The organism is Candidatus Venteria ishoeyi (assembly GCF_030378065.1).
Classification (GTDB): domain Bacteria; phylum Pseudomonadota; class Gammaproteobacteria; order Beggiatoales; family Beggiatoaceae; genus Venteria; species Venteria ishoeyi.
The window spans coordinates 18,573-44,283 of record NZ_JAUCGJ010000009.1; the positions used below are offsets into that span (position 1 = coordinate 18,573).

Annotated in this window: 20 protein-coding genes and 1 riboswitch; of the genes, 9 read left to right on the top strand and 11 right to left on the bottom strand. The window is 43.3% G+C overall.

Annotated features, from left to right (window positions below):
- Positions 1-37: 37 nt before the first annotated feature.
- The 4 genes from QUF61_RS04240 to QUF61_RS04255 all read left to right on the top strand — a co-directional run bounded on the left by QUF61_RS04240 (position 38) and on the right by QUF61_RS04255 (position 4,671).
- On the top strand, positions 38-1,213 hold the full coding sequence (locus tag QUF61_RS04240; protein ID WP_289680640.1) for a DNA cytosine methyltransferase: 1,176 nt from the start codon (positions 38-40) through the stop codon (positions 1,211-1,213).
- A complete protein-coding gene (locus tag QUF61_RS04245) occupies positions 1,213-2,118 on the top strand; it encodes a NotI family restriction endonuclease (RefSeq protein WP_289680643.1) in 906 nt (301 codons plus the stop codon). Before QUF61_RS04240 ends, QUF61_RS04245 begins: the two co-directional genes overlap by 1 nt.
- Before the next feature lie 21 nt (positions 2,119-2,139).
- Complete coding sequence (ftsW, locus tag QUF61_RS04250; RefSeq protein WP_289680645.1) at positions 2,140-3,324, top strand: putative lipid II flippase FtsW; 1,185 nt, start codon at positions 2,140-2,142, stop codon at positions 3,322-3,324.
- Positions 3,325-3,411: 87 nt separating this feature from the next.
- Positions 3,412-4,671, top strand: coding sequence for an HlyC/CorC family transporter (locus QUF61_RS04255; protein WP_103922577.1), 1,260 nt, complete (start codon positions 3,412-3,414; stop codon positions 4,669-4,671).
- Between the two features lie 103 nt (positions 4,672-4,774).
- Here QUF61_RS04255 and QUF61_RS04260 read toward each other — a convergent pair whose 3' ends face one another.
- The 3 genes from QUF61_RS04260 to ligA all read right to left on the bottom strand — a co-directional run bounded on the left by QUF61_RS04260 (position 4,775) and on the right by ligA (position 9,918).
- Entirely contained in the window at positions 4,775-5,305 is a 531-nt protein-coding gene (locus QUF61_RS04260; RefSeq protein WP_289680647.1) for a nucleoside triphosphate pyrophosphohydrolase family protein, read from the bottom strand.
- 73 nt (positions 5,306-5,378) lie between these two features.
- Positions 5,379-7,214 (bottom strand): TonB-dependent receptor domain-containing protein, encoded by a 1,836-nt coding sequence (locus QUF61_RS04265; RefSeq protein WP_289680649.1) that lies wholly within the window; start codon positions 7,212-7,214, stop codon positions 5,379-5,381.
- A gap of 85 nt (positions 7,215-7,299) precedes the next feature.
- A riboswitch (cobalamin riboswitch) is annotated at positions 7,300-7,487 on the bottom strand.
- A 142-nt stretch (positions 7,488-7,629) separates the two neighbouring features.
- Positions 7,630-9,918 (bottom strand): NAD-dependent DNA ligase LigA, encoded by a 2,289-nt coding sequence (gene ligA / locus QUF61_RS04270; RefSeq protein WP_289680651.1) that lies wholly within the window; start codon positions 9,916-9,918, stop codon positions 7,630-7,632.
- 92 nt (positions 9,919-10,010) lie between these two features.
- Between ligA and QUF61_RS04275 the strand changes: the two genes are divergently transcribed.
- Positions 10,011-10,658 carry a PIN domain-containing protein gene (locus QUF61_RS04275; protein ID WP_289680652.1) on the top strand — a complete coding sequence of 216 codons (648 nt, stop codon included), beginning with the start codon at positions 10,011-10,013 and terminating at the stop codon, positions 10,656-10,658.
- Positions 10,659-10,690: 32 nt separating this feature from the next.
- Here QUF61_RS04275 and QUF61_RS04280 read toward each other — a convergent pair whose 3' ends face one another.
- From QUF61_RS04280 to QUF61_RS04305, 6 genes are all read right to left on the bottom strand, one after another.
- On the bottom strand, positions 10,691-12,082 hold the full coding sequence (locus QUF61_RS04280; protein ID WP_103922581.1) for an MBL fold metallo-hydrolase RNA specificity domain-containing protein: 1,392 nt from the start codon (positions 12,080-12,082) through the stop codon (positions 10,691-10,693).
- 35 nt (positions 12,083-12,117) lie between these two features.
- Positions 12,118-12,471, bottom strand: coding sequence for an acyl-CoA thioesterase (locus QUF61_RS04285; RefSeq protein WP_103922582.1), 354 nt, complete (start codon positions 12,469-12,471; stop codon positions 12,118-12,120).
- 64 nt (positions 12,472-12,535) lie between these two features.
- The gene (locus tag QUF61_RS04290; protein WP_103922583.1) at positions 12,536-13,945 is read right to left on the bottom strand and encodes a DegQ family serine endoprotease; all 1,410 of its coding nucleotides are present in this window, start codon (positions 13,943-13,945) and stop codon (positions 12,536-12,538) included.
- Positions 13,946-14,307: 362 nt separating this feature from the next.
- A complete protein-coding gene (locus QUF61_RS04295; protein ID WP_289680655.1) occupies positions 14,308-15,021 on the bottom strand; it encodes a response regulator in 714 nt (237 codons plus the stop codon).
- On the bottom strand, positions 15,021-16,556 hold the full coding sequence (locus QUF61_RS04300; RefSeq protein ID WP_407080044.1) for an ATP-binding protein: 1,536 nt from the start codon (positions 16,554-16,556) through the stop codon (positions 15,021-15,023). Before QUF61_RS04300 ends, QUF61_RS04295 begins: the two co-directional genes overlap by 1 nt.
- Positions 16,557-16,633: 77 nt before the next feature.
- Positions 16,634-17,215 (bottom strand): EF-hand domain-containing protein, encoded by a 582-nt coding sequence (locus tag QUF61_RS04305; protein ID WP_289680658.1) that lies wholly within the window; start codon positions 17,213-17,215, stop codon positions 16,634-16,636.
- Between the two features lie 687 nt (positions 17,216-17,902).
- Here QUF61_RS04305 and QUF61_RS04310 point away from each other — a divergent pair.
- Genes QUF61_RS04310 through QUF61_RS04320 form a run of 3 tightly spaced genes read left to right on the top strand, consistent with a single transcriptional unit; the run spans position 17,903 to position 21,018 of the window.
- On the top strand, positions 17,903-19,336 hold the full coding sequence (locus QUF61_RS04310) for a hypothetical protein (protein WP_289680659.1): 1,434 nt from the start codon (positions 17,903-17,905) through the stop codon (positions 19,334-19,336).
- A gap of 12 nt (positions 19,337-19,348) precedes the next feature.
- On the top strand, positions 19,349-20,254 hold the full coding sequence (locus tag QUF61_RS04315; protein WP_289680661.1) for a metal ABC transporter substrate-binding protein: 906 nt from the start codon (positions 19,349-19,351) through the stop codon (positions 20,252-20,254).
- Positions 20,254-21,018, top strand: a complete 765-nt coding sequence (locus QUF61_RS04320; protein WP_289680662.1) for a metal ABC transporter permease — start codon at positions 20,254-20,256, stop codon at positions 21,016-21,018. The genes QUF61_RS04315 and QUF61_RS04320 overlap by 1 nt, the downstream gene beginning before the upstream one ends.
- Before the next feature lie 113 nt (positions 21,019-21,131).
- Here the strand turns inward: QUF61_RS04320 and QUF61_RS04325 are convergent, their stop codons facing one another.
- Entirely contained in the window at positions 21,132-21,524 is a 393-nt protein-coding gene (locus QUF61_RS04325) for a hypothetical protein (protein ID WP_289680663.1), read from the bottom strand.
- A 473-nt stretch (positions 21,525-21,997) separates the two neighbouring features.
- Here QUF61_RS04325 and QUF61_RS04330 point away from each other — a divergent pair, with 473 nt between their 5' ends.
- Positions 21,998-25,015, top strand: a complete 3,018-nt coding sequence (locus tag QUF61_RS04330) for an Eco57I restriction-modification methylase domain-containing protein (protein ID WP_289680665.1) — start codon at positions 21,998-22,000, stop codon at positions 25,013-25,015.
- Between the two features lie 390 nt (positions 25,016-25,405).
- Here the strand turns inward: QUF61_RS04330 and QUF61_RS04335 are convergent, their stop codons facing one another.
- Positions 25,406-25,597 (bottom strand): hypothetical protein, encoded by a 192-nt coding sequence (locus QUF61_RS04335; RefSeq protein ID WP_289680667.1) that lies wholly within the window; start codon positions 25,595-25,597, stop codon positions 25,406-25,408.
- Positions 25,598-25,711: the final 114 nt, after the last annotated feature.

Consider the following 25,711-nt stretch of genomic DNA (forward strand, 5'->3'; position numbering starts at 1 on the left):
ATTCAGCATAGATTCCTTTGGCGGGATAAGATAAAAATTGAAAGATAAAACTGTAATTGACTTATTTGCTGGCGCTGGTGGCCTATCATGTGGCCTGAAAATGGCGGGTTTTCAATCATTGTTAGCAAATGAAATAGAGCCTGCCTATGCAAAAACCTACCAGCGCAATCACCCCGATACTGATCTTGTCATTGGTGATGTGCGCCAAGTTCACGCCTCAAACATTCGAGAAAGGTTAGGCCTTAAAAAAGGTGACGTTGATCTGTTGGCAGGGGGGCCACCTTGTCAAGGGTTTTCAATCAATGCACCAATTAGAACACTTGATGACGATAGAAACCATTTATTTAAGGAATATATCAAAGTTGCCCAAGCATTATTACCAAAAGCAATCTTAATTGAAAATGTACCTGGAATCGTTTCTCTGGGCAAAGGAACAGTAGTTGAACAAATTTATAATGAATTAGAAAAACTAGGTTATAAGGTTGATCACAGAATATTGTTTGCCGGACACTATGGTGTTCCACAAATGCGCTTTAGAACTATATTTATTGCCATACATGCATCTAATATTGAAATAGAATTCCCGGAACCATTATATGATGCCAAGGCGGTCACAAATTTTACTGGCGCAAAAGAGCTTTGCCTGGAAGTGTTGCCTTTATTTGCTCCCAGCCTCAAATCACAAACAAATGTATGGGATGCGATTTCTGATATGCCTGAAATAACATCCGGCGAAAAAAATGAAAAAATAAAATATGGTTCACTTAATCCACAAAGTGAATACCAAAAGATACTGAGAAATGGTAGTGATTATGTATATAACCATAGCTGTAATAATCTTGGAAAAATAAATCTTGAACGCTTAAAATATATTCCACAAGGAGGTAGTTGGCGTGACATTCCTTTTGACTTATTACCGGCAGGCCTAAAAAGAGCAAAGCGGAGTGATCATACTAAACGATATGGCAGACTTGATCCAAATGGATTGTGTTCCACGGTTTTGACAAAATGTGATCCTCATTGGGGCAGCTTTTTCCATCCAACACAAGACAGAGTTATCTCAGTTAGAGAGGCGGCAAGAATACAATCTTTTCCTGATAGTTATCATTTTACTGGCTCAGTTACACAGCAATACGAACAAGTTGGAAATGCTGTTCCACCATTAATGGCATATGAAATAGGAAAAAAAATAATGAATTTGTTGAACCAGTGATGAGAAAAAATAAAGATTTAATCGAGGTTTTTGGGTACGCGCCTAATGACTTATCAAAAGAAGCTCGTTCATTATGGAATATTGGGGGTTGTCCATTTATCAATAAATCATGTATTAAAATTAATCATGATCAAACCATCACCTATGGTACATGCTCTGTAACGTCTCCGTATGGGGATATAATTATTTGCCCCAATCGTCTATACAGTAATAATTACGAAATACTAAAACGTGTATCTAATGATGCATTTGGAAATCTACCATTTTTTCTTTTCGACCAATATATTGAAAATCGGACTACAGTAAATGATTGCATTGTTGCTCTTGGAAAGAATTCTGGAAAAGAAGTGCAGGTTGGTCGTCACTTATCTATGGATTGGGTGCTGGCAAAAATAAAAGATACTGAACTTATTGAATACGTGGGTATTGAAATTCAAAGTATTGATATAACAGGTAATTATAGAGATGCATGGCATGCTTATAAAAATCTTCCAAATACAAAACTGCCGATTGATAGTATTCCATCTTCAAACCATGGTCTCAATTGGGCCAATGTACATAAGAGATTGATTCCACAGTTAATACGAAAAGGTGTTGTTTATTCAAGATCAAACCTGGTAAAAAAAGGTTTGTACTTCATACTTCCAGAAATTGTGTACAAAAAATTTGAAGATGTGATTGGCCAGGATATTCCCAACGTCATAAAGCCCGCCCATGATACTCTGACCGTTTTTACCTATGAATTGGGAAAAAACGTACAAGCTGGAAGTCAACGAGAATTAAGCAAAGTTCGCAAGTTGCGATTTACACTGGACGATTTTTCAAACCGCTTTATTTCAGGACCAAATTTACCACCTGGAGAAGCACTTGATGATGCCGTTAAACGCATCCTCACTCCTAAGTAAAGTGTATTAACAAGCTGCTTTATGAAAAACATAAAATCTGCGAATAGCCTGCATCCCACTGCCTCCAGACGTGTACAGCAAATGTGGAATAGGCGGGATACCCTGTTCCAGCACGATGGCTGGTTAATCTTTGCGCTGCTGGGTTTATTACTCAGCGGTCTGGTGATGGTGGCTTCCACATCGGTGCAACTTGGCGATCTTCGGCATGGTGACAGTCTGTATTTTTTCTGGCGGCAGCTCATCTATAGCGGGGTAGGGGGCTTGTGCGGGCTTATCGGCTGGAAGCTGGGCACTCGACAATGGCAGCAACTCAGTGTTTTTTTCTTGTTATTCGGACTGTTGCTCTTATTATTGGTATTGATTCCCGGTATCGGGCGTGAAGTCAATGGCAGTATGCGCTGGATGGATTTGGGGCCGATTCGCTTACAGCCTTCCGAGCCAATGAAGTTGTTTATGATTTTATATCTATCCGGCTATCTGGTACGACGTAGCGAGGAAGTTCGGGAATCAGTCAGCGGCTTTATCAAACCCATGCTGGTGTTGATTCTGATTACCGCTTTATTATTGCTGGAACCAGATTATGGTGCGGTGGTGGTGTTATTTCTCACTGTGCTGGGTTTATTATTTCTGGCTGGTGTGCCACTCAAGCAGTTTTTGGTCTGGTTATTGGTCGTATCCATGACCCTATTTGGTGTCATGTTGCTGGCACCCTATCGTTTACAGCGTTTATCCAGCTTTGTTGATCCCTGGGCCGATCCCTTTAACGGGGGATTTCAACTAACCCAGGCATTGATTGCAATGGGGCGTGGTGGCTGGTTTGGCGTTGGTTTGGGAGAGAGCGTGCAAAAGCTCACCTATTTACCTGAAGCGCATACCGATTTTGTGTTTGCCATACTTGCAGAAGAACTGGGTTTAAGCGGCAGTCTCTTGATTATTGCGTTGTTTGCCTTATTAATTAGCCGAGGCTTACGCATTGCCCGCACTGCCATGTTGTTGCAACGCCCCTATGCCGCTTGGCTGGCTTATGGCATTAGCCTGAATATTGGTTTGCAGGTCACTATCAATTTAGGCGTCAACATGGGACTGTTACCAACTAAGGGACTCACGCTGCCATTGATGAGTTATGGCGGTTCTAGTATGCTGGTGGTCTGCCTGATGATGGGCTTGTTGCTGCGCGTGGATTATGAAAACCGCTACGAGAGCTGATGGATAATACCCCTTGAAGGGGGTGTTATCCGTAAAACCATCATGAAATATTATCTTATTTTTTATTAACCCCTTATTGATTTCCCTATGGATGACATTCCCATAAGCGCCTTATTTGGCAGCTTGGTTTTTTTAATATTTGCTTCTGCTTTTTTTTCTGGTTCTGAAACCAGCATGATGGCGATTAATCGCTATCGCTTGCGTCATCTCGCTGAAAAAGGCAACCGCTCCGCTCAGCGGGTACTTAAATTATTGGAACGCCCGGATCGTTTAATCGGTGTGATTTTGCTGGGCAATAATTTTGTTAATATCCTCGCTTCTTCAATTGCCACTGTGATTGCCGTAAAATGGATGGGGCAGGCGGGTATTCCGCTGGCAGCAGCACTATTAACCATTGTCATCCTGATTTTCAGTGAAGTGACACCAAAAACACTGGCTGCGCTACATCCTGAACGGATTGCTTTTCCGGCATCTCTTTTAATCCGGCCTTTGTTATGGCTGCTTTATCCTTTAGTTTGGGTTACCAATATTATCGGTAATAACCTCTTAAAACTCATGGGGGTTTCTGCGGAAAAACATGGCGATGCCGCGCTGAGTTCTGAAGAATTGCGCACGGTGGTACTCGAAGCCAGCGGTGTGCTGCCGCATAAAAACCAGCAAATGCTACTGGGCATTCTGGACTTGGAAAAAGCCACGGTTGAAGACATCATGGTGCCGCGCCATGAAATTGTCGGTATTGATATTAACGACTCGCTCACCTTGATTATTGACCAGCTTAACCATGCACCTCACACCCGCTTGCCGCTGTTTCAGGAAACGATAGATAATGTTGTCGGCGTGGTACATATCCGCAAATTGCTCAAACATTTTCAGAATAATGCCTTTGACAAGGAGCTACTCAAAAAAACCTCCAGAGATATGTATTTCATCCCGGAAGGCACCCCGCTGACCACGCAACTGCTGAACTTTCAACAACACAAAAGACGCATGGGTCTAGTGGTTGATGAATATGGTGATATTCAGGGCTTGGTCACTTTAGAAGATATTTTAGAAGAAGTGGTGGGAGAATTTACCACCAGTCCCGATACTTACAGTCAGGACATTCATCCACAACCCGATGGCAGTTGGCTGGTTGATGCCAGCATCACCATACGCGAACTTAATCGCACATTGCATTGGGCATTACCCACCGATGGCCCAAAAACCTTAAATGGACTTATTTTGGAATACCTTGAAACCATCCCCAAAACCGGCACCAGCCTGCGCCTGCATAAACATCCGATGGAAATTATGCAAATGAGCCAGAGCGCAATTAAGATGGTAAGGATTCAACCGGAACAAGGTTAATCGGAGTTTGATTCAGGCTTGATTCATCGCTTATGGTGATGAATGAAGCCTGAATTTTATGCTGGGTTTTTGCTTTTGTGTACCTAATTTGGCGTGATACAAATCAACCGCGATGATGGCTTTCCAAAATTTCCCGCTCTTTTTCCAAATCACGCTCTACTGCCTGACTGTGTTCAAATTTTTCCGGGTAGCGTGCCATGAGTTTTTTAATATTGGCTGCTTTGGCTTCTTCCGGGCTGCGATTTAAGTTACGGTATAACATTGCCAGATACCATTCAATATCACCACATTCTTCAAAAGCATTAACCGCATCAAAGTTTTGGCCTTGCATGGTAGCTAATACCGCTTCCAGCAATTCTGTGGCTTCCGTATATAAACCTAAAGCCGCATGTAAAACATCTGGCGCTAATGCCTGTGTATTCAAGTTGGAATCTGCTGTTTGCAGTGATTGTGTCGGGTGCGCTGTATCCAATGCTTTGCCATAAAACAGGCTCTTTTTAATGGCATCGGCATTTTGTCCGGCACTGATGGCATCATGCAGCGCCTGTTCTAGCATTGCGGGACTAACGATATCTTCGTGAAATTGAGTTGAGGCAGTACGTGCAGAGGCTTGCAGATAGGTTTTGCTATCCATTTTTATTTTCTTCTCGTTTCTAAATGAAGTTCATAAGAGAGATAACACCCCGTTAAAGGGGCGTTATCCCTAATCAGTGTTTACCCTGATATTGTATACTTAACCAGAATGTTCGTCCCGGCATGGTATAACGATAAGCTGTTTCATAGTCTTTATTGAAAATATTATCGATTTTCCCACGCAGTGTCCAATGTTCATTCAGGGCGTATGCAGCACGTAGATTTAACAAACCATAACCCGCCAGTTTAATACTGTTTTGGCTGTCTTCATAACGTTGGCCTTGTGCCAGCAGATGTGCGGAGAGGCGTGTTTTACCCAGTTGTTTAACCAGTTCCAGATTCAGTGTCTGACGGGCGCGGCGCGGTAGTATTTTTTCACTGTCTTGATCTTTCGGGTTACTCAGCGCCAAGTTCGCATTAATTTGCCAGTCTTCCGGTAATTGCCAGCGCGCTTCCAATTCCAAACCACGAATCCGCGCCTTATGCACATTTTGTGGCAGGAAGCTGCCATCTGCCGGATTAAAAATACTGGCAATTAAATCTTTCACCTTGTTTTCATAAAGCTGCACAGACCAGGTAACATTAGCCAGTTGCCCTGATAAACCCAATTCCAGGTTTTTGGATTTTTCCGGGCTTAACTCGGCATTGCCAAAACCCGGATAATACAACCAGTTAAAACTGGGTGCATTAAAAGCCGTAGCGTAACTCAGTCTGGCGCGCAGTTGTTTGGAAACCTCATAAGCCAATGCAATATTACCGGTTTGCTGATGACCAAATTGCTGGTTTTTATCATGGCGCAAAGCCAACTGAAAACGCCAGCGCTCAAATTGATCACGATATTGACCATAAAAGCCTTCATTTTTACGGCTGTCTTCGATATAGGCCGTGGTGCTGTCGGCACGGTCGCGTAAATAATCATAACCCAGAATCAATTGCTGGTCGGTATTAAAATTAATTTCATTAACCCAGCTAAACTGCTGGCGTTTGGTATTAAACACCGCTTGCGCCAGACCATGCCCGAAGTTATCCGCATCATCCCGGCTTTCTCCTGCCTGCAAGCGTAATTCCCAGATGTTTGTTGCCTGCACATCGGCAGATAATCCCCAGACCTGCTGTACAAAGTCAGCCTGATTCTGAAACGAGGAATCATATTCCGTGCGTCCCTGTGCGCGTAAAAAATGCGCACCCAGAGACACGTCCTGGTTAAGGTGATGTCTGATTTTTCCACTGAAAGCTGTATTACGATAAGCATCACGATCTGGCTCATCAGTGAAGCAGCCAGCACCCAAATCGGGTTTACAGGTATCAAAGCCCCGACTTTTCAGACTGCTGGCAGAGAGGTTATAAAATGTGCCCTCACCTGCACTGCCCTGAATCCCCGCTTCCACTTGCCAGGTTCTAAAACTACCTGCGGATAATTTAAGCTGAGAAATGGTCTGCGGGCTGCCTGTACGGGTAAAAATCTGAATCACGCCACCAATGGCCTCAGATCCATATAAACTGGAGCGCGCCCCACGCACCACTTCAATACGCTCAACTTCGCTCAGTGGCAGCAAATATAAAGCAGAAAGTCCCAGTGTTGGCGAGCCAATTTTAATTCCATCTATCATCACCAGGACATGGCTGGCATTACTGCCGCGCATAAACAGAGAAGCGGGTTGTCCGGCATTGCCGCTTTGGGATATATCCACGCCCACTACGCTGCGTAAGACTTCAGGTAAGCTTGTCGCTTGCTGGCGTTCGATGTCTGCGCGTTGAATGATGGTTATTGCCGCTAATGTAGATTCTACCGTTTCCGGTGTGCGGCTGGCAGTGACGACCATGTCCGGTAATTGAGTGGCTTCCGAGGCAAAAGCAGATGAAACTAAAACTGAGAATAAAACAGGACTGCCAAAGTAAAGGGTTTTCAAAATACCTCCTAAAGGTTTAAAACCAGCGGAGGTAAAACAAACAGGCGCAGAAAGCAACCCTGTCAGTCGCCCTCCGCGACTTAACAAAAGTTTTGCTTTCAGGCCGGTATCCGGGCTTACAGTATGCCTTATTCGCCTTCCCATGCATTAACACACACAGTGGCTTAGAGAATAAAACTTGGTACTGATTCACCGTTGCGGGGGCAGCGTCAGCTTTGTACTGACTTCCCGTTTAACCTGTTTTAGATAAAATGGCAGATGGCATTACGCTTATCCACCCTGCTAAAAAACAAGCACCTGAATAAAATAAACGCGAAAGCTTACCTTAAATTCAAATATTTCGCATAGGATTTTTTATATCCACAAAAAGACCTGTCCTGGCCTATGAGGAAAGCGGAAATTGCTGAGATAAAGCTTAAGCAGTATTTAACAAAATCATCAAATCCGCTTCACTTAATACTGTAACATCTAGTGCCTGCGCCTTAGCCAGTTTACTGCCCGCTTTTTCCCCAGCAATCAGATAATCAGTTTTTTTGGACAGGCTGCTGCTCACCTTAGCGCCTAAAGCCGTCAGTTGTGCTTTGACCTGGTCACGGCTCATGGTGCTTAAGCTGCCAGTCAGTACCAGGGTTTTACCCGCCAGTGGATGATTTGATTTGGATGGTGATATGCTGGCTGTTTGTGAGGTTTGAGCTGAAGTTTCAGGCCAGATTACCCCGGCTTTTTGTAATTTTTCAATCACCGCCAAATTATGCGCTTCCTGAAAAAAAGCCAGAATATGTGCCGCCATGACTTCCCCAATACCGGGGACTTTAATCAAGGTGCGGGAATGCAAAATACCGGGGTTTTCCTGTAGTGCTTGTTGCAAACACGGGGCATCCGGGTAGCGTTGCGCTAATACCGGAATCGTGCGCTGATTCAATCCCCGGATTTTTAATGTCAGTAACCAATCTGCCCAATCCTGCCCTGCTTCCGGTTGCGGATGCGCCAGAAAATACTGACTGATATTTGCCGCTGTTTTTTCACCAATGCCTTTAATGCCCTGAACTTCAATAAAATCTGTGCTGGTGGCTTGTTGCAAGGCTGCAAGACTGCCAAAATGTTCCGCCAGCGCTGTGGCGTTCACTTCACCGATTTCCGGGATGCCCAGCGCATATAAAAAACGGCCCAGGGTGGTTTGTTTACTGACTTCTAAAGCATCCAGCAGATTTTGCGCAGATTTTTCCGCCATGCGCTCCAGTGCAATCAGTGGCTCCAGTTCCAGGGCATATAAATCTGCCAGGTCTTCAACCAAACCCGCATCCACCAATTGGCTCACCAGTTTATCGCCCAGCCCGTCAACATCCATCGCCCGCCGCGAAACAAAATGAATAATGCCCTGCTTACGCTGCGCGCTACAAAACAGACCGCCACCACAACGGGTGACAACTTCTCCGGCAGCACGCACGCTTGTACTGCCACAAACCGGGCAGCTTGTCGGCAACTGCCAGCTTGTAGCAGGCGCGTCAGCCTCGCGGCGCTGGGGCAATACGCGCACAATTTCTGGAATGACATCACCAGCACGGCGTACAATCACAGTATCCCCCAGACGAATATCCTTGCGATTGATTTCATCCTGGTTATGCAAAGTGACATTAGACACGGTGACGCCACCCACCTGTACCGGGTCGAGCTTGGCAACTGGTGTCAATGCACCAGTACGCCCCACCTGAACTTCAATGCCATGAATCCGCCCCAGCACTTCTTCTGCCGGTAATTTATGCGCAATTGCCCAGCGCGGCGCGCGCGCGATAAAACCCATGTCTGCCTGCTGTTGCAGGGCATTGACCTTGTACACCACGCCATCTATATCAAAGGCTAATTGTTCACGTTGCTGCAATAGGTTTTGATAAGCTTGCAGGCAAGCGTCCACCCCCTGCACCCGGCGCAGATAACGGGAAATTGGCAAGCCCCAGACCTGTAACTGTAACAAGGTTTGTTCATAAGTTGCCGGTGACCAGTCGCCTTCCACCACGCCTATGCCATAACTGGTAAACAATAAAGGCCGCTGCGCCGTGATATTGGAATCCAGTTGCCGCAAACTGCCCGCCGCTGCGTTACGAGGATTGGCAAAAGTTTTTTCCCCTTTCTGGCGCTGCGCTTCATTGAGTTTGGCAAAACCGGCATGAGGCATGAATACTTCGCCGCGCACTTCCAGCACGGGGGGATAATCCTCACCCTGTAGACGCAAGGGAATGGCGGCAATGGTGCGGATATTTTGGGTGACATTTTCCCCGCTTTGACCATCACCACGGGTGGCAGCCTGTACCAGTTGCCCCTGTTCATAACGCAAGCTGATTGCCAGACCATCAAGCTTAGGCTCAATGACATATTCCACCGTATCCAGCTTGAGTTTTTCCCGAATGCGCCGGTCAAACGCGCTGACTTCCGCCTCATCAAAGGCATTCGACAAGGACAGCATGGGCATTATATGCTGCACGCTCTCAAATTGCGCCAATGGCGGCGCACCCACCCGCTGCGTCGGCGAGTCTGCGCTAATCAACTCAGGATATGCTGCCTCCAGCGCTTCCAGTTGGCGCATATACTGGTCGTATTCAATATCCGGCACTTGCGGATCATCATAGACATAATAAGCCCTGCTCCAGGCTTCCAGTTGTTCACGCAGCGTTTTTAGCTGCTGTTTTATGGTGGTATTTTGAGTCATATATGATAAGGTGCTTTTTTGGAATATTCTACAAAAACTATAGAATAAGTTTTTAGTTTAAAGAGTCTAAATTTTGGAGTAATTAATTCAGTATGGAAGAGTTAAATAATATTAAGAATATTAAAATTTTATTAATTGATTTGGAAAATTGCCCAAATCAAATACTTCAATTGCAAAAAAATTTAGAAGAATATACAAAAGTTATTATTTGTTATGCAAAAACAGGGGTTAAAATTCCTTTAGATTGGTTAGTTCCATTAAGCACTGTGGTGAATGATGATAAATTAAAAATTTTTAAAATGACAAATACTGGGAAAAATTCAGCAGATTTCGGTATCTGTTTTTTTGCCGGTTCATTAATGCAGGAATTTAAAAAAAATGCACATTTTGTAATAATATCAAATGACACTGACTTAGATCATGTTGTTAATTTATTAGTAAGTCAAGGCTGTACAGCAGAACGTATAGGAACAAAAAAAGATGTCGTTACTTTAAATAATAAGTTAGATTTACCTGCAATACAATTATATTGTACACATTTAGTAAATTACAGTAAAAACAGACCCTCAAAAAAAGATACTTTACTTAATAGCATTAAGAATAAGTTGAAAGATTCACCAGAAGCAGCTGAAGATATACTTCAATCCTTAATAAAAAGAAAGGCTCTTGAAATAGCTGAAAAAAAAGTAACTTATAATGATAAAAAAATAAATGAAATTGCAAACTTAACAAACCTGTAAGGCTATTCAAATTTCAAATTCAAAATATTTAGTTACCTGACAGGAATACTGACTTCATGGCCCAATGCCTGCAAAGTCTTCTGTAGCGCCTGTTTTGCACCATCATCACCATGCACCAGACGGATTTCCTGCGGTTTCTGGGGAATGCCAGAGACAAATGCCAGTAAATCAGCCTGTCCAGCATGGGCGGAATAACCGCCAATGGTATGAACCTGGGCGCGAATATTGTATTTTTCCCCATCCAGCCTCACATAACCACCATGCGGGCCATGATGCTGAATGACATTACCCGGCGTGCCGCGTGCCTGATAACCGACAAATAAAACATCGTGGCGCGAGTCACCCAGCAGGGCTTTGAGATAATTGAGTATGCGCCCACCGCTACACATGCCGCCTGCGGCAATCACCACGCAGGGACGGGCGGTTTTTTTGAGGTATTTTACCGTTTGCTGGTGTTCTTTGTGGTCGTTAATAGTGGTCAGTTGTTCAAACGCCAGAGGATGACGACCATTTGCTATTTTTTCTTTGGCTTCTGCATCCCAATATTGCTTAAGCTGGCGATAGACTTTGGTAAAACGGCTGGCGAGCGGTGAATCAACAATGATTTCCAGTTCATCCCAGGGCAGACCTGCCGCCACTTCAGTATCACGATTGCGGTGAATGAGTTCTTCCAGTTCATACAATAATTCCTGGGTGCGCCCGATGCTGAAAGCAGGCACCAGAATTGCGCCTCTATCGCGCAAAGCGTGTTCCAGCACACTTTGTAAACGCTCAATACGCTGGGCGCGGTTTTCATGGTCATGATCGCCATAAGTGCTTTCCAACACCAGCGTATCAGCGCGTTGCGGGGCTTGTGGGTCGCATAAAATCGGCGTATTGGGCGGCCCCAAATCACCGGAAAATACCACATGATGCGCGCTATCACCGCTTCCCAAACGGCATTCCACATAAGCGGAACCGAGAATATGTCCAGCGCGTTGTAAACGGATAGACAATTCCGGGGTAATTTCATACCAATCATCGTAATCCAGAGCAATGATTTTTTGTTCCAACAATTCCCGAAACCGTTCCAGCACCTTGCGATCCCGGGTCACGCCGATGCGCATGGCATCTTCCAGCACCAGCGGCAGCAACAATGCGGAGGGTTTGCTGCAAATAATCGGGCCATCAAAGCCAGCGGCAAACAAATAAGGAATGCGCCCGGTGTGGTCGATATGGACATGGGTGACGAGCAGCGCGCGAATGTGTTCTATGGGAAAATCAATCGCCAGTTGTTCCGCGCTGGCCCTACCTTCCGGGGCAGCTTCATCCCCCTGAAACAGACCGCAATCAATCAGTACGCCGTCACCGCTGGCTGTGCGCAGTTCGTGACAAGAGCCGGTTACGCCATCCACAGCGCCGTGATGAGAAATAAAATTGTGCATTTTTTTATGCTAACTCCATAAGCTTTTTATTACGGTCAGTTAATGGGACATTTATTGCCATTTTTATCGATACAAACAAAAGTGACCATTGTCGAAAATATCTCTGCGCAATCATCCTCCAATGAACTTGCCACGCTAACGATAACACGATAAGTCACAGAGGTGTTTCCGGTTTTTTCTTTCTCAACATTAAATAAAAGAATACTGCCTAACTCTACCCGTTTTTTATAGCTCACCTCATCCATGCCGACCGTGACAAAACTCTTTCCGGGGTGCTCCAATCTTGCGCAAATATAAGCTGATTCATCCACCCACTTGAGTAAGTTTCCACCAAATAAGTAGCCGTAATGATTTAAGTGTTCTGTTAAAATTAACTGATAATTTTGCATAAATTAACCTGAATCCGGTGCAAAAAATGGTTATTAAAAGGCGCAATAGGTTGACCAACAGCGTCTAATACACCCGTATCCGAATCACCTGCTCGCCGCGCAAAATCCGAATAGATAATGAGCGGTGGCGGTATTCAAAGAACTGGCTTAAGATTTTAAAGCTGTCAATATCCGTGCGGTTTAAGGACAGCAGTATATCACCACTGCGCAGCCCGATTTTATCGGCGTTAGAATCTGGTGCTACGCGATGAAATTCCAAACGTGGCAGACGTTCGCCGCTGTTGGTGCTGAGTTGGGTTTCACTCAATTGCGCGCCTTTGAAATAACGGCTGAATAAATCGCCTTTCCGGGTGGGGGTTTCCCGTATCGTGGCGCTTAACTGACGTGTTTTACCCTGGCGCAGAATGGATAACTGAACCGTTTCACCAACACGTAATAAACCCACCCGGTTTCTCATGACTGAACTGCTGGTAATGGGATGCTGATCCAGACTCAGGATAATATCACCGACTTTTAAGCCTGCTTTTTCTGCTGCGGAATCTTTATCCACCTGAGCGACAATCACGCCTTTCTGGTCTTCAAGCTGCATGGCTTTTGCCAGTGCCGGGGTGATTTCCTGTATTTCAACCCCCAGCACGCCGCGCCGCACTTCGCCATACGCACCTAAATGCTCGGTAATTTTTTTCACCATATTTACCGGAATTGCAAAGCCAATACCGATATTGCCCCCGCCGGGAGCGAGAATAGCGGTATTAATACCAATCAGTTCACCACGTAAATTAATTAAAGGCCCGCCGGAATTACCGGGATTAATCGAAGCATCGGTCTGAATAAAATCCTCATAGCCTTCAATGCCAAGCCCGGTGCGGCCCAAGGCACTGATAATACCGGAAGTCACGGTCTGACGCAGGCCAAAAGGACTGCCGATAGCCAGCACAAAATCGCCCACCCGCAGTTTTTCAGAATCTGCCAGCGGCAGGCTGCTTAAAGAACTTTGGGGAATTTCCAGCAAGGCTATATCGGTTTCCGAATCCGCGCCCAGTAATTTCGCTTCCAACTCGCGCCCGTCACCCAGTGTCACCATGATGCTGTCGGCATCGGCAATCACATGATGATTAGTCACTACCCAGCCTTTGTTTTTATCAATAATCACCCCGGAACCCAGGCTTTGGGTTTTGTGCGAAGGGCGGTCTTCATCCAGCTCCGGCACATCAAAAAAGAAGCGGAAAAATGGGTCTTTTAACAAGGGGCTGCTGAAATTGCGTACCTTGGTGCGGGTGGCAATATTCACCACCGCCGGCATGGCTTTTTCCAGTATCGGTGCCAAGCTGGGCAGGGCTTGTTGAGCGTTATTCTGTGGAATGGCGAGCGGCAAGGCCACCCTTTGTATCCCGGTGCTGTCGATTTGCTCGGCATGGCAGGCGCTTAAAGAAGGCAGCGCAAACAGTAATAAAAAAAAGTAAGGTGTTTTCATACAGTTTTACCCAATACAAGATTAAGTTAGCGTGAGATTCTGGCGGTTTTCAGCGCGATAAGCACTGAAAAAAGCTTGAATCGAACTCAGATTAATATAGGGGTAAAATTTCATATTGGTGCAATATATTAAGATTTATTCATGCTGAAAAACAGTTCCATAAGGAGTGAGGATAAAATAAATACAGAAACTGGGCGCAGGATTTTTATTTATTTTCAAGGCGTGAAAACAGGCGCATAGCAAGCTATGTAACTGTTTTTGGAACGCAGAAAATGGAGAAAAAGACCAGCCAAGTTGCTGAAGTTATAAAATTCTCGCTCCTAAGGTACAACCCGGAGCTTAATAAAAGGGCTTGTCCCAGATTAGTTAATACTATTAATTGCAGCCGGTAAAACCAGCTTATAACCCACGCCATAAATCGAATGAATAATCTCAAGGCCCGGTTGTATATTCGCCAGTTTTTTACGCAGGTTTTTGATATGGGTATCCACTGTGCGATCCGTGACGATGCGGTTGTCTTCATAAACATGGTCTAATAACTGCGCGCGGGAATAGACCTTATCCGGGTGTTCCGCCAAAACCTTGAGCAGACGGAATTCCGCCGGGGTTAAGTCCAGGCTTTGTTGTTGGAAGCGAATCTGATAGGCCGTAGTGTCAATGCTGAATGCGGGTTTCGGGTCAGTCGAGTCAGTTGTGGTCTGATGCGCATAATCCAGGCGACGGAAGATCGCTTTCACGCGGGCGACCACTTCTCGCGGGCTGTAGGGCTTGCAGATATAATCATCCGCGCCTAATTCCAGTCCCAGCAGGCGGTCGATTTCTTCCACTCTGGCGGTGGTCATGATAATCGGTACCTGGGAAAAGCTGCGAATTTCCCGGCACAGTTCAATGCCATCACGCCCCGGCAGCATTAAATCCAGCAGAATTAAATCGACAGGCTGATTTTTAAGCCAGGGGATAACGGATAATCCATTATCCAGAATATGTGGGATAAAACTGGCCTGCTTCAAATAATCCGCCAGCAAACTGGCAAGTTTTGGTTCATCTTCCACAATCAGAATCTGGCGTGATGCCATCACTTGTTATCCTTGGCTTTTGGTAATCTCAGGCAGATACCCAGACCGCCCAGTGGCGAGGCTTGGGCAGAAATCTCGCCAGCGTGAGCAGTAACGATATTCCGGCAAATCGCCAGACCCAGGCCAGCACCCCCCAAAGCCCGACTGCGCGATTGATCCACGCGGTATAAACGTTCAAATAACTTGGGCATGGCGGCCTCTGGCACTGCTGGGGCTGAGTCATTAAATATCAGGGTAAACTGTTCTGTCGCCGTTTGCAGGCTGATGTTTAACTCACCTCCGGCATCCGTGTAGCGCACGCTGTTTTCCAGCAGGTTAGTAAACAGTTGTTGCAAACGTTGACGGTCGGCAAATACCGGCATGTTTGCCATGACGTGATTTGTCACCTGGATGTTTTTACTTTGAAAACGGGCAGCAAAGCTTTCCAGACTTTGTTGCAGGATTTCGTTAACATCAGTGATTTCCTTGCGATAGTCCAAAGCACCGAGATCAGATAAGGTTAAATCGTATAAATCATCCACCAGCTTACCTAATGATAGCGTCTCTTTGTGCAGGGATAATAAATGCGCTGCTGACAAGGGTCTGATGCCATCTTGCATGGCTTCAATTTCGCCGCGCAGTACTGCCAGCGGGGTGCGTAGTTCATGGGAAATATCAGCAACCCACTGGCGGCGCATTTGTTCATTACGTGCCAGGGCTTGTGCCAGATGATTAAAATCTGTGGCCAGTTGTCCCAGTTCATCCTGGCTATGGACTTGTACGCGGGTCTGGTAATCACCACTGCTGAGACGGTGCGCGCCCTGGGTGATATGTTGCACCGGGGTTAATAACTGACGCACCAATACCCAGGCTGCCAGGGCTGAAAGTAATAAAGCCAGGGCTGCGATAATATAATAGTTTTGGGTTTGTTGCGCACGAAAAGCCTGCACGAATTCATCTTCCACCCGCTGATGTGGACTGATGCCCAGCCAGGCAATAATTTCTCCCTCTGATTTTACGGGATGCAGGTTTTCCAGCACGATAGCATTCGGGGTGGAACTGCCTTGTGAAAATTTATGTTCGGGTGTCATTACCACTTGTTTTTGTGGATCTAAAATCCACAAACGCGGCAATAAGGGAAATAAAGGATGTGAGCGACGCCCGCGACGGTGTCTGCGGTGGGGACGATGTCGCCTGTCTGTCAATTCGCGTATTTTTTGAGGCAAGCTATCTGCGGCTATTTTACGGCTCTCTTGTGCCGTTTTGTCAGTGGGTGGCTTTAAGCTCCAACGCAGGGTGCGCATGATTAAAAAGTGTTTATGTCGCAATAATTCCCAACCACCATAAGTTTGGTAAATATTACCCAGTACCGGCACAAGTTGTTCCAGTTGCGCCACTTCCTGATGATGCAGATAACGCTGTAGACCGGTCTTAAAAGTCCAATGCACCGATGCTGCCATGCCCAGAATTAACAGCATGGCGATGAGCATAAAAGCAAACAATAGCTTAGGAAAGAGTTTCAGTTTCATTCGATCTGAATTCGGCGCAAGCTTCATTCAGCGCCAAAGACACTGAAAGCCGCTTCCGCCTCATGCTCAATAATTGATTATGTGCTCATTACCTTGACAGTAACTCACTTGTAAAAACCATGACCTTGACCATGACCTCTGCCATGCCCCCGGTGTCCCCGACCACGCTTCATCGGCATATGATTGCTAAATTCTGTTTCCGAGATGATACCATCACCATCAGCGTCAATGTGAGCAAATTGCCGCCACAAGCGACCTTGCTGGCTTTTAAGTTCAGCCATTTCATTAACGTCCAAAGTAGCACTTTGATCAGTATCGGCTAAACCAAACAGCGTTGCCGCCACTACCGGGTTGCGATGCCCGGCCTGAAATTCTGCAACACTGAGTACGCCATTACCATCGCTGTCCATTTCTGCCAAACGTGTGGCACGATTTTGTGTACGTTTATTCTGCATCAGGGTCTGCAATTCCTGAAGACTTAAACCGGCATTGCCATCGCTGTCATATTGACTGAATTCCGCGCTGCGACCAGCTTGAATTTCCTGAATGGTGACTTCGCCATTGCCATCTGTATCATACTGCGCGGCAATGCGCGCCAGGTGATGCTGCCCCCACTGCGCAAAAGCAACGGTGCTGACACCTAAACCTAAAACCACTGCCAGACTGATAAGTTTTTTGTTTAACATGAGACTTTTCCTCGTCATTGTGACCATTTTGTCAAATAAATCCAGAAACTGGAAAGACTGTATTTCCGTTTTCCTTATGACATAGCATGACGCCCCAATTTGAGGGAAATTTGAAGAAAATGTGAGTTTTTAGCTAACGATCATGTTGGTGCCCCATCACCCCGGAACATAAAACAGCCCCAGAATTTGTATTGTTTTATAGTAAAGCTTGTCATATTTAAGCTATAACCCGGATAAACATCTTTACCTGAATAATAAAATTCCATTACACTATCGCTTTTTTGCCTGTCAATACAGAGAAAAACCGAGCAGTGATTAATCAGCAGCATATAACAATTAAAATTGCCATCATAAGCATTATATTGCTTATGGGGCAGTTTTTTGCGCTTATGCACTCGGTTGAACATCCTTTTCACGAGTCGGTTGAATCCTGCCAGGTCTATTTTGTACTTGAGCAATCTGGAAATGGTTTGACTTGTGATGGCATTGCAAGCATATTTTCAGGTTTCCATTCAAATTGCCGGGTAGATTTTATCAGCGCACTGGTTTCCCAATCGCTGACATCCTGCCACATTCGCGCCCCCCCTTTTCTCTCGTAATCTGAACATCATTTTAATATCTGGGAGTCTGTCAGATTTATTTTTATCAGGCAGTTTTTAAGCCTGACAAGCTTCCAGCACGCCCTCCATGAGAGCGGCATTTTATTATTTTCTGTTTACGGGACTCTATTCCATGCGTATTAAATTACTTGTGGCAAGCATTGCTATTGCCATTTCAAACACAAATCCGGTTTTTGCTGCGGATGATATTAAATTATTACAACAACAGTTGGAAAAACTGAAGCAAAATTATGATCAGCGCATACAGGCCTTAGAGGCGCGCCTGAAAAAAGCGGAAACCCATGCTGAACAAGCCAGCACCCAAGCTTCACAACTTACACATAAAGCCGGCCAGGTTGAAACGCCGAGTGCAACCAGCAATGCTCAAAATAGCTTAAATCCTGCTATCAGCCTGATTCTCGATGGTCGTTATGCCAGCTTTAAACAACAGCCGGATAAATATGAACTACCGGGATTTGCCTTAGGTAATGAAGCCGGGGTGGGAGAAGAAGGTATTTCACTGGGTCATACTGAACTGACTGTCAGCGCTAATATTGATGACAAGTTTTATGGTGAAACCACACTGGCGATCCATGAACATGAAGGCAGTACAGAACTGGAATTGGAAGAAGCCTTTGTACAAACCCTGGGGCTGGGTAATGGCCTGGGCGTAAAAGCCGGTCGTTTTTTCTCAGCAGTCGGTTATTTGAACGAACAACATGAACATATCTGGGATTTTGCCGATGCCCCGCTGATCTATCGTGGTTTGTTTGGTAATCAACTGCGTGATGATGGCCTGCAAATCAGTTATATCGCACCCACCGATACTTTCCTGCAACTGGGCGCGGAGGCCTTTAGAGGCAGTCGCTTTCCCGCAGGTGGTGAACATGGCGGCGTCGGTGCATGGACGGCATTTGCCCATCTGGGCGGTGATATAGGCGTTGAGCATAGTTGGTTGTTGGGTCTGAGCCATTGGCAGGCCAATGATATTGATGGGCGCACCAGCGGTGGTCACAGTCATGATGGCGAAGCAGTTGAAATACCGTCTTTTACCGGAAAGAGCAAAATTAATGCCCTGGACTTGGTGTATAAATGGTCGCCCAACGGTAATTCAAAAAACCAAAACTTTAAATTGCAATTTGAATATTTTGATCGGCGGGAAGATGGCGTAGTCACGCTTCTGAATAGTGACCCATTGGAAACCACCCATTATGACGGTCATCAAAAAGGCTGGTATGCACAAGCTGTATATCAGTTTATGCCACAATGGCGTACCGGGCTGCGTTATGACCAACTGGGCAGCAGCAATTCCGCTTCTGATGATGAGCTGTTAGGCGAAGCGGGGCTGGATAATGAAGGTCATACCCCCAGACGTTACAGCGTCATGCTGGAATGGCTGCCCAGCGAGTTTAGTCGTATTCGGCTGCAATTTAACCAGGATAAATCCTATGAAAATACGGATAAGCAGCTCTTTTTGCAGTATACCCATAGTCTGGGCAGTCATGGTGCGCACACATTTTAAAGGCGAAATATCATGTTAAAGCAATGGCTTAAAATAATTATATTTGTATTTTTTCCAGCATTATTGAGTGCCGGTTCGGCTTATGCTGATTTGCGGGTATTTGCCTGTGAACCGGAATGGTCAGCATTGACCCAATCTCTGGGAGGGAAGCATGTAACGCTTTACACTGCAACAAGCAACCGACAGGATCCGCATCATATACAAGCGCGTCCGAGTTTAATTGCCAAAGCGCGGCGTGCTGATTTGCTGGTATGCACGGGCGCGGATCTTGAGATCGCCTGGCTGCCGCTGTTGTTACGAAAATCTGCTAATACAAATATCCAGCCAGGTCGGGCCGGTTATTTTATGGCAAGCGATCATGTGCTGTTGCTCGATAAGCCAACACGATTGGATCGTAGTGAAGGTGATGTTCATGCAGCGGGCAATCCTCACATCCATCTGGATCCTGAACGTATTTTGCAAGTGGCGACCCGTTTAACGCATACCTTGATAAAGATTGATCCGTCAAATCAGACTGATTACAAACAAAACCTGAGCTTGTTTACCCAAAAATGGCAAAACAAGATAAGTTTGTGGCACAAACAGACACAAGCACTGACAGATAAAAGCATTGTAGTGCATCATAACAGTTGGGTTTATCTGTTGCAGTGGTTAGGTCTGAATCAAGTTGCCACGCTGGAGCCTAAGTCGGGCATCCCGCCCACCAGCGCGCATTTGAGTTCATTGCTTTCCACTCTGCAACAAAAACCTGCACATATAATTGTTCATGCCAGTTATCAGGATGCTAAAGCGGCAAACTGGCTATCACGGAAAACGGCAATTCCTATCGTTGCATTAGATTTTAGTCCAGCCCTGGATGAATCTCTGGAGTCGTGGTTTGACCGCCTGATCAGCCGGCTTTCAGGGGCTGGCGCATAATGGATGGATTGGATGTTAGCATCCTCGGGCCGGCATTTATTGCCGGCTTGTTAGTGCTGATTACTCACGTACCACTGGGTCAGGAAGTTTTAAAGCGCGGTATCATTTTTATTGATCTGGCTATCGCGCAGATTGCTGGATTGGGTGTTATCGCGGCATCACGGCTCGGTTTTGAAACGCACGGATGGGAAGTGCAAATCATAGCAATAGGTAGTGCCTTACTCGGTGCATGGGGGTTAAGCCTGTTGGAAAAACACCAGGCAAAGATCCAGGAAGCATTGATTGGCGTTTTTTTTATCTTGGCGGCAACGGGCAGCATACTGTTACTGGCGGATAATCCCCACGGTGGCGAGCAGCTCAAGGCACTTCTGGTGGGGCAAATCCTGTGGCTTACCTGGGCGCAGCTCATGCCACTCGCCCTGATAACCGGGCTGATAGCATTGTTATGGTTTTTGTTTCAACACAACAGACGTATTGTATTTTATTTAGTATTTGCCGTTGCTGTAACCAGTTCGGTGCAACTCGTTGGCGTTTACCTGGTTTTTGCCAGTCTTATTATTCCAGCGCTGGGAAGTCGTGGAATACGCAAATCCTTGATCGTGGGATATGGCATCGGTGCACTTGGGTATGGGCTGGGCTTGATTTTATCATCAGTGCTAGACCTGCCCAGTGGTGCTGTTATTGTCTGGATGATTGCTATCATTGCATTGTTGCCTGGATTTTTCATCAAATACACAACAAAGGGAACGTTACCATTTTCGTGACAAATATTTAGGTGATTAATATCAAAAATGGAAGTGTTCCCATTTTTTGATTTTTGTTCAAATTTTCCAAAATGGCGGATAGCAATCGCTTATCCGCCTTACGGGTTATCGTGCTATGAGTTACTTTTCCCAGTTGTTGCTACTGCTCCAGAGCATTTTTTAATAATTACTGATTGTTGAACAGCATCATGTTCACCCTTTAGGCGAGCGTATTCGGCTTCCTGTTCTTTTGTGCCACCGAGGGCGAATAGCGCAGGCCAAAATAAAACAGCACCTATGCCAGCGATTGCCTTGTCATTTTCTGCGGCTTCATCAAGACGTCCTGCCAGTTGACTAACTCTAACCTGAATTCTTTGATTTTCACTTGCAAGTTGTTTGCAATTATATGACTGGTATTGTATTGGTGAGACATATGCTGTTGCCACGTCTTTTGATGCTGTAGCGCATCCGGCAAGAGTAACGAGTGCAATAGCAGAATAAAATATAGTAGATATTTTGTTTTTCATGTACTTTTTCCATTTTTGTAAATAAATAATAAATATTGTTTCTATTATTACTGTTTTATAGTGCTAAAACCTCCTTACTTGTCATTTTTAGGGCTACCTGTTTGCACCCCATCATTATTGAGGCTGCCCTATTTAGTGCGGTAGTCAGCTATAGAAAAGACAACGTTTTTAGGTCTTCATAAGTTATTGTCTTTTCTATAGTCTGACGGTCTCAGGAATGCCTTGCTTCCTATGACAGGGTGGATGATGCTATCGCTTATACGCCCTACCGCGCTAGGATAGGGTAACAGAAATGGTATTTTTTCAAATTTAAGTGGGTGTCTTCAAATTTTTGCTATTTTCTTAATCAAATAATACTATATGCTATATAAAACATAATATAATATAATCGAATATATAACTTAAAACGCTTGCAACCAGTAAAAGAAATACACCAATCTTTGCCAAAAGCACAATAAAAACTGATTAACACTATGACTATTTTTCAAAATTCGGTACTACAGAAGTATTTAAAAACGCAAGATGAAAAGACGATTGATGAAGCTTATTGTCAATTTAGCCGCTATTTTCATAATACTGAAATACAACAGAATATAAGAAATTCAAAGGAGGAACAATTTCAGGAAGGATTTTTACGGGAACTTTTTGTTAAAATTTTAGGATACACTCTTAATCCTCAGCCGGATTTTAACCTGACAACAGAGCTTAAAAACGAAAAAGGGGCAAAAAAAACCGATGGTGCTATTCTAAAAAATGCTAAGGCGTTAGCTGTAATAGAATTAAAAGGCACAAATACCAAAGATTTAGATAAAGTTAATAATCAGGCATTTAATTACAAAAATAATCATAGCGACTGTATTTATGTGATTACCTCAAACTTTGAGAAATTACGTTTTTTTATTCATAATGCCGTTGCTTATCTTGAATTTAATCTGTTTACGCTGACAGAAGAAGAATTTAAAATACTCTGGCTGTGTTTGAATGCTGAAAATCTGTTAGCTGGTGTTCCGGCCCAAATAAAACAAGACAGTATCATAGTTGAAGAAAATGTAACCAAACAGCTTTATAAAGACTATTCTACATTTAAGCATCAACTCTGGCAGAATATCTGCAAAAATCAGCCTGATTTAGATAAGCTTTTACTATTCAAAAAAACTCAAAAATTACTGGATAGATTTCTATTTGTTTTTTTTGCCGAAGACAGTGGTTTGCTGCCGCCCAATTCTATTAGTGCAATGGTGAAACGCTACGAACAATTGATTAAATTAGATGCCCAAAAACCACTTTATGATATTTTTAAACAATTTTTTAATTATATCAATACAGGGCGAAAAGGCGAAACCGCTCAGGATGATATTTTTGCCTATAATGGCGGATTGTTTTTGCCTGATAAATTGTTAGATGGTTTAATCATTGATGATGAGTTACTAAAACCTCATGTATTGACAATGACTGGCTATAATTTTGAGAGTGATATTGATGTTAATATACTGGGGCATATTTTTGAAAATTCACTGAGTGAAATTGAAAATGTAACCGCACAGCTTGAGGGAAAGACGGTTGATAAAAGCAAGACCAAACGCAAAAAAGATGGGGTTTTCTATACCCCAAAGTATATTACAAAATATATAGTTGAAAACACAGTCGGGAAACTTTGCGAGGAGAAAAAAACGGAATTAAGTATTGTCGATAAAGAATACGCCAAGGGACGAAAAAACAGAAGAAAAAAAATTGTACAGACTTTGTATGATAATTTGCAGGAATACCGCAACTGGCTTTTGGAAATTACTATCTGTGATCCTGCCTGTGGCAGTGGTGCTTTTTTAAATCAGGCTTTGGAGTTTTTGATAGCGGAACATGCCTATATTGATGAATTAGAGGCTGTTTTATTAGAATCAAGTATTGTTTTTCAGGATGTGAGTGATCATGTTTTAGAGAAAAATATTTTTGGTGTGGATATTAATGAAGAAAGCATTGATATTGCAAAACTGTCACTTTGGTTACGAACTGCACAACGTGGTAGAAAACTGACCTCTTTGAATAATAATATCAAATGTGGCAACTCTTTGATTGATGATCCTGAAGTGGCAGGTGAGAAAGCGTTTAACTGGGAAAAGGAATTTCCGCAGGTTTTTGAAAATGGTGGGTTTGATGTGGTTGTTGGGAATCCTCCTTATGTTGATATGAGAAAGATGCTTACTGAAGAGATTAAATTCTTTAAAAAGAAATATTTAACGGCTTCAAACAGATTAAATCTATTTGGCTTATTTGTTGAGCATTCTTTTAATATAATGCGAAAAGGAAGTGAATATGGAATGATAATTCATAGAAATCTAATAAGGTCAAATGAATATGAAAAATGCAGAGAATTGATTTTAAACAATACTGAATTAAATTCAATATTAAGCTTTAAAAATGGTTTGTTTGAAGGAGTGACGGGAGAAATGACCATTTTAACTTTTTCAAAAAAAAATAAACCAAATTTAAAAAATGAAGTGAGAATATACAACTATGAAAATAAAATAGATAAGAGTTTTCACAAATCAATAATAAAACAAGAAATATTTAATAAATGTTTAGGAAAAAGATTCAATGTTTATATAACTAAAGAAAAAGCCAATGTTCTTGATAAGTTAAATTTAAACATTGTTCTTTTGGGTAAAATATCCGATACCCTACAAGGGATTATTGCTGGTGATGAAAAAAAATATGTTTCAAAAAACAAGTTAAGTGAAGAGTATAAGGCAATAATTAGAGGAAGGGATATTAAAAGATATTCAGCAAAAGACCACTATGAATTTATTTATTATATAGAAGGCACAAAAGTTTTAACCAGAAGTAGGAAAAAAGAAAATTTTGAATGCCCTGAAAAAATATTAACACAACATGTTTCAGGAGGTATAAATGCTTATTTAGACAAAAACAGATTGTACTATATGCAAACGATTAATGGAACAATTGTAACTGACAAAAATTATAATACAAAATATATATTAGTATTGTTGAACTCTGTAGCAATTTCATTTTATTATGATAATATTTTTAATTTAGGGGCAGAGTTTACAACTGCGGTTGCTATTAAAAATTTAGATTTAATACCTATTAAAAATATTCCTCTTTTAGAGCAACAACCCTTCATAGAAAAATCCGACCTAATGCTATCCCTAAACAAAGACCTACAAACAGAAAAAAACAACTTCCTAAACACTCTACAAGAAGAAAAAGGCATTAAAAAAATCACCAAAAAATTAGATACATTTTATAAAATGGAATACGATGTATTTAAAAAAGAGTTGGCAAAACAAAAAGTAAAAATCAGCTTAGGCAATGAAAACAACGAATGGCGAGAATATTTCAATACAACCACACAAAAAACAAATGAACTACAAACCAAAATAAACCAAACCGACAAAGAAATAGATAAAATGGTTTATAAACTCTATGAACTCACACCCGAAGAAATAGAAATCGTGGAAAATTCTGTAAAATAGAATTTCTATCGTTCCCACTCTCTCACCTCTATATAAGGAAATTGAGAGGAAATTGAGGACATCCAAGAAAATATACATACAAAACAAGGGAAATTGAGGACATCCAAGAAAATACAAATACAAAACTACACTGCCATTCCAATTTCCTCCACCAAAATTGAGCAAAATTGAGGACATCCAAGAAAATACGAAATTGAGGACATCCAAGAAAATACAAATACAAAACTACACTGCCATTCCAATTTCCTCAACCACTCAAATTATTAAAATTCAGAAATAAATCAGAAAAAACAGCCTAATCGTATGGAAAAAACAGAAATCAGCCACAACTTACCTCTGGCAGGTACTTTTACGCCATAAATATTGTTTAATCCAAAATGGAAATATACGTTATTGATATAACAACCGCACCGCGCTTTGCCCCTTAAACCATTTGCGCCCCTGCCTTTCAGTTTCTTCCAGCAAATGCCGCATAATGCCAACAACCTTATAAAAATGATTGCCATAATGCTGTATGCCATCTACCCAGTTATCTTGCTTGATTTCCAGACGTTGCAAAATAGGCTGAAAAATTGAGGACATCCAAGAAAATACAAATACAAAACTACACTGCCATTCCAATTTCCTCAACCACTCAAATTATTAAAATTCAGAAATAAATCAGAAAAAACAGCCTAATCGTATGGAAAAAACAGA

Coding starts and splice junctions, on each gene's coding strand:
- QUF61_RS04245 (WP_289680643.1), top strand. CDS start 1,213: ATGAGAAAAAATAAAGATTTAATCGAGGTTTTTGGGTACGCGCCTAAT.
- ftsW (WP_289680645.1), top strand. CDS start 2,140: ATGAAAAACATAAAATCTGCGAATAGCCTGCATCCCACTGCCTCCAGA.
- QUF61_RS04255 (WP_103922577.1), top strand. CDS start 3,412: ATGGATGACATTCCCATAAGCGCCTTATTTGGCAGCTTGGTTTTTTTA.
- QUF61_RS04260 (WP_289680647.1), bottom strand. CDS start 5,305: ATGGATAGCAAAACCTATCTGCAAGCCTCTGCACGTACTGCCTCAACT.
- ligA (WP_289680651.1), bottom strand. CDS start 9,918: ATGACTCAAAATACCACCATAAAACAGCAGCTAAAAACGCTGCGTGAA.
- QUF61_RS04275 (WP_289680652.1), top strand. CDS start 10,011: ATGGAAGAGTTAAATAATATTAAGAATATTAAAATTTTATTAATTGAT.
- QUF61_RS04280 (WP_103922581.1), bottom strand. CDS start 12,082: ATGCACAATTTTATTTCTCATCACGGCGCTGTGGATGGCGTAACCGGC.
- QUF61_RS04285 (WP_103922582.1), bottom strand. CDS start 12,471: ATGCAAAATTATCAGTTAATTTTAACAGAACACTTAAATCATTACGGC.
- QUF61_RS04290 (WP_103922583.1), bottom strand. CDS start 13,945: ATGAAAACACCTTACTTTTTTTTATTACTGTTTGCGCTGCCTTCTTTA.
- QUF61_RS04295 (WP_289680655.1), bottom strand. CDS start 15,021: ATGGCATCACGCCAGATTCTGATTGTGGAAGATGAACCAAAACTTGCC.
- QUF61_RS04300 (WP_407080044.1), bottom strand. CDS start 16,556: ATGAAGCTTGCGCCGAATTCAGATCGAATGAAACTGAAACTCTTTCCT.
- QUF61_RS04305 (WP_289680658.1), bottom strand. CDS start 17,215: ATGTTAAACAAAAAACTTATCAGTCTGGCAGTGGTTTTAGGTTTAGGT.
- QUF61_RS04310 (WP_289680659.1), top strand. CDS start 17,903: ATGAGAGCGGCATTTTATTATTTTCTGTTTACGGGACTCTATTCCATG.
- QUF61_RS04315 (WP_289680661.1), top strand. CDS start 19,349: ATGTTAAAGCAATGGCTTAAAATAATTATATTTGTATTTTTTCCAGCA.
- QUF61_RS04320 (WP_289680662.1), top strand. CDS start 20,254: ATGGATGGATTGGATGTTAGCATCCTCGGGCCGGCATTTATTGCCGGC.
- QUF61_RS04325 (WP_289680663.1), bottom strand. CDS start 21,524: ATGAAAAACAAAATATCTACTATATTTTATTCTGCTATTGCACTCGTT.
- QUF61_RS04330 (WP_289680665.1), top strand. CDS start 21,998: ATGACTATTTTTCAAAATTCGGTACTACAGAAGTATTTAAAAACGCAA.
- QUF61_RS04335 (WP_289680667.1), bottom strand. CDS start 25,597: ATGTCCTCAATTTTTCAGCCTATTTTGCAACGTCTGGAAATCAAGCAA.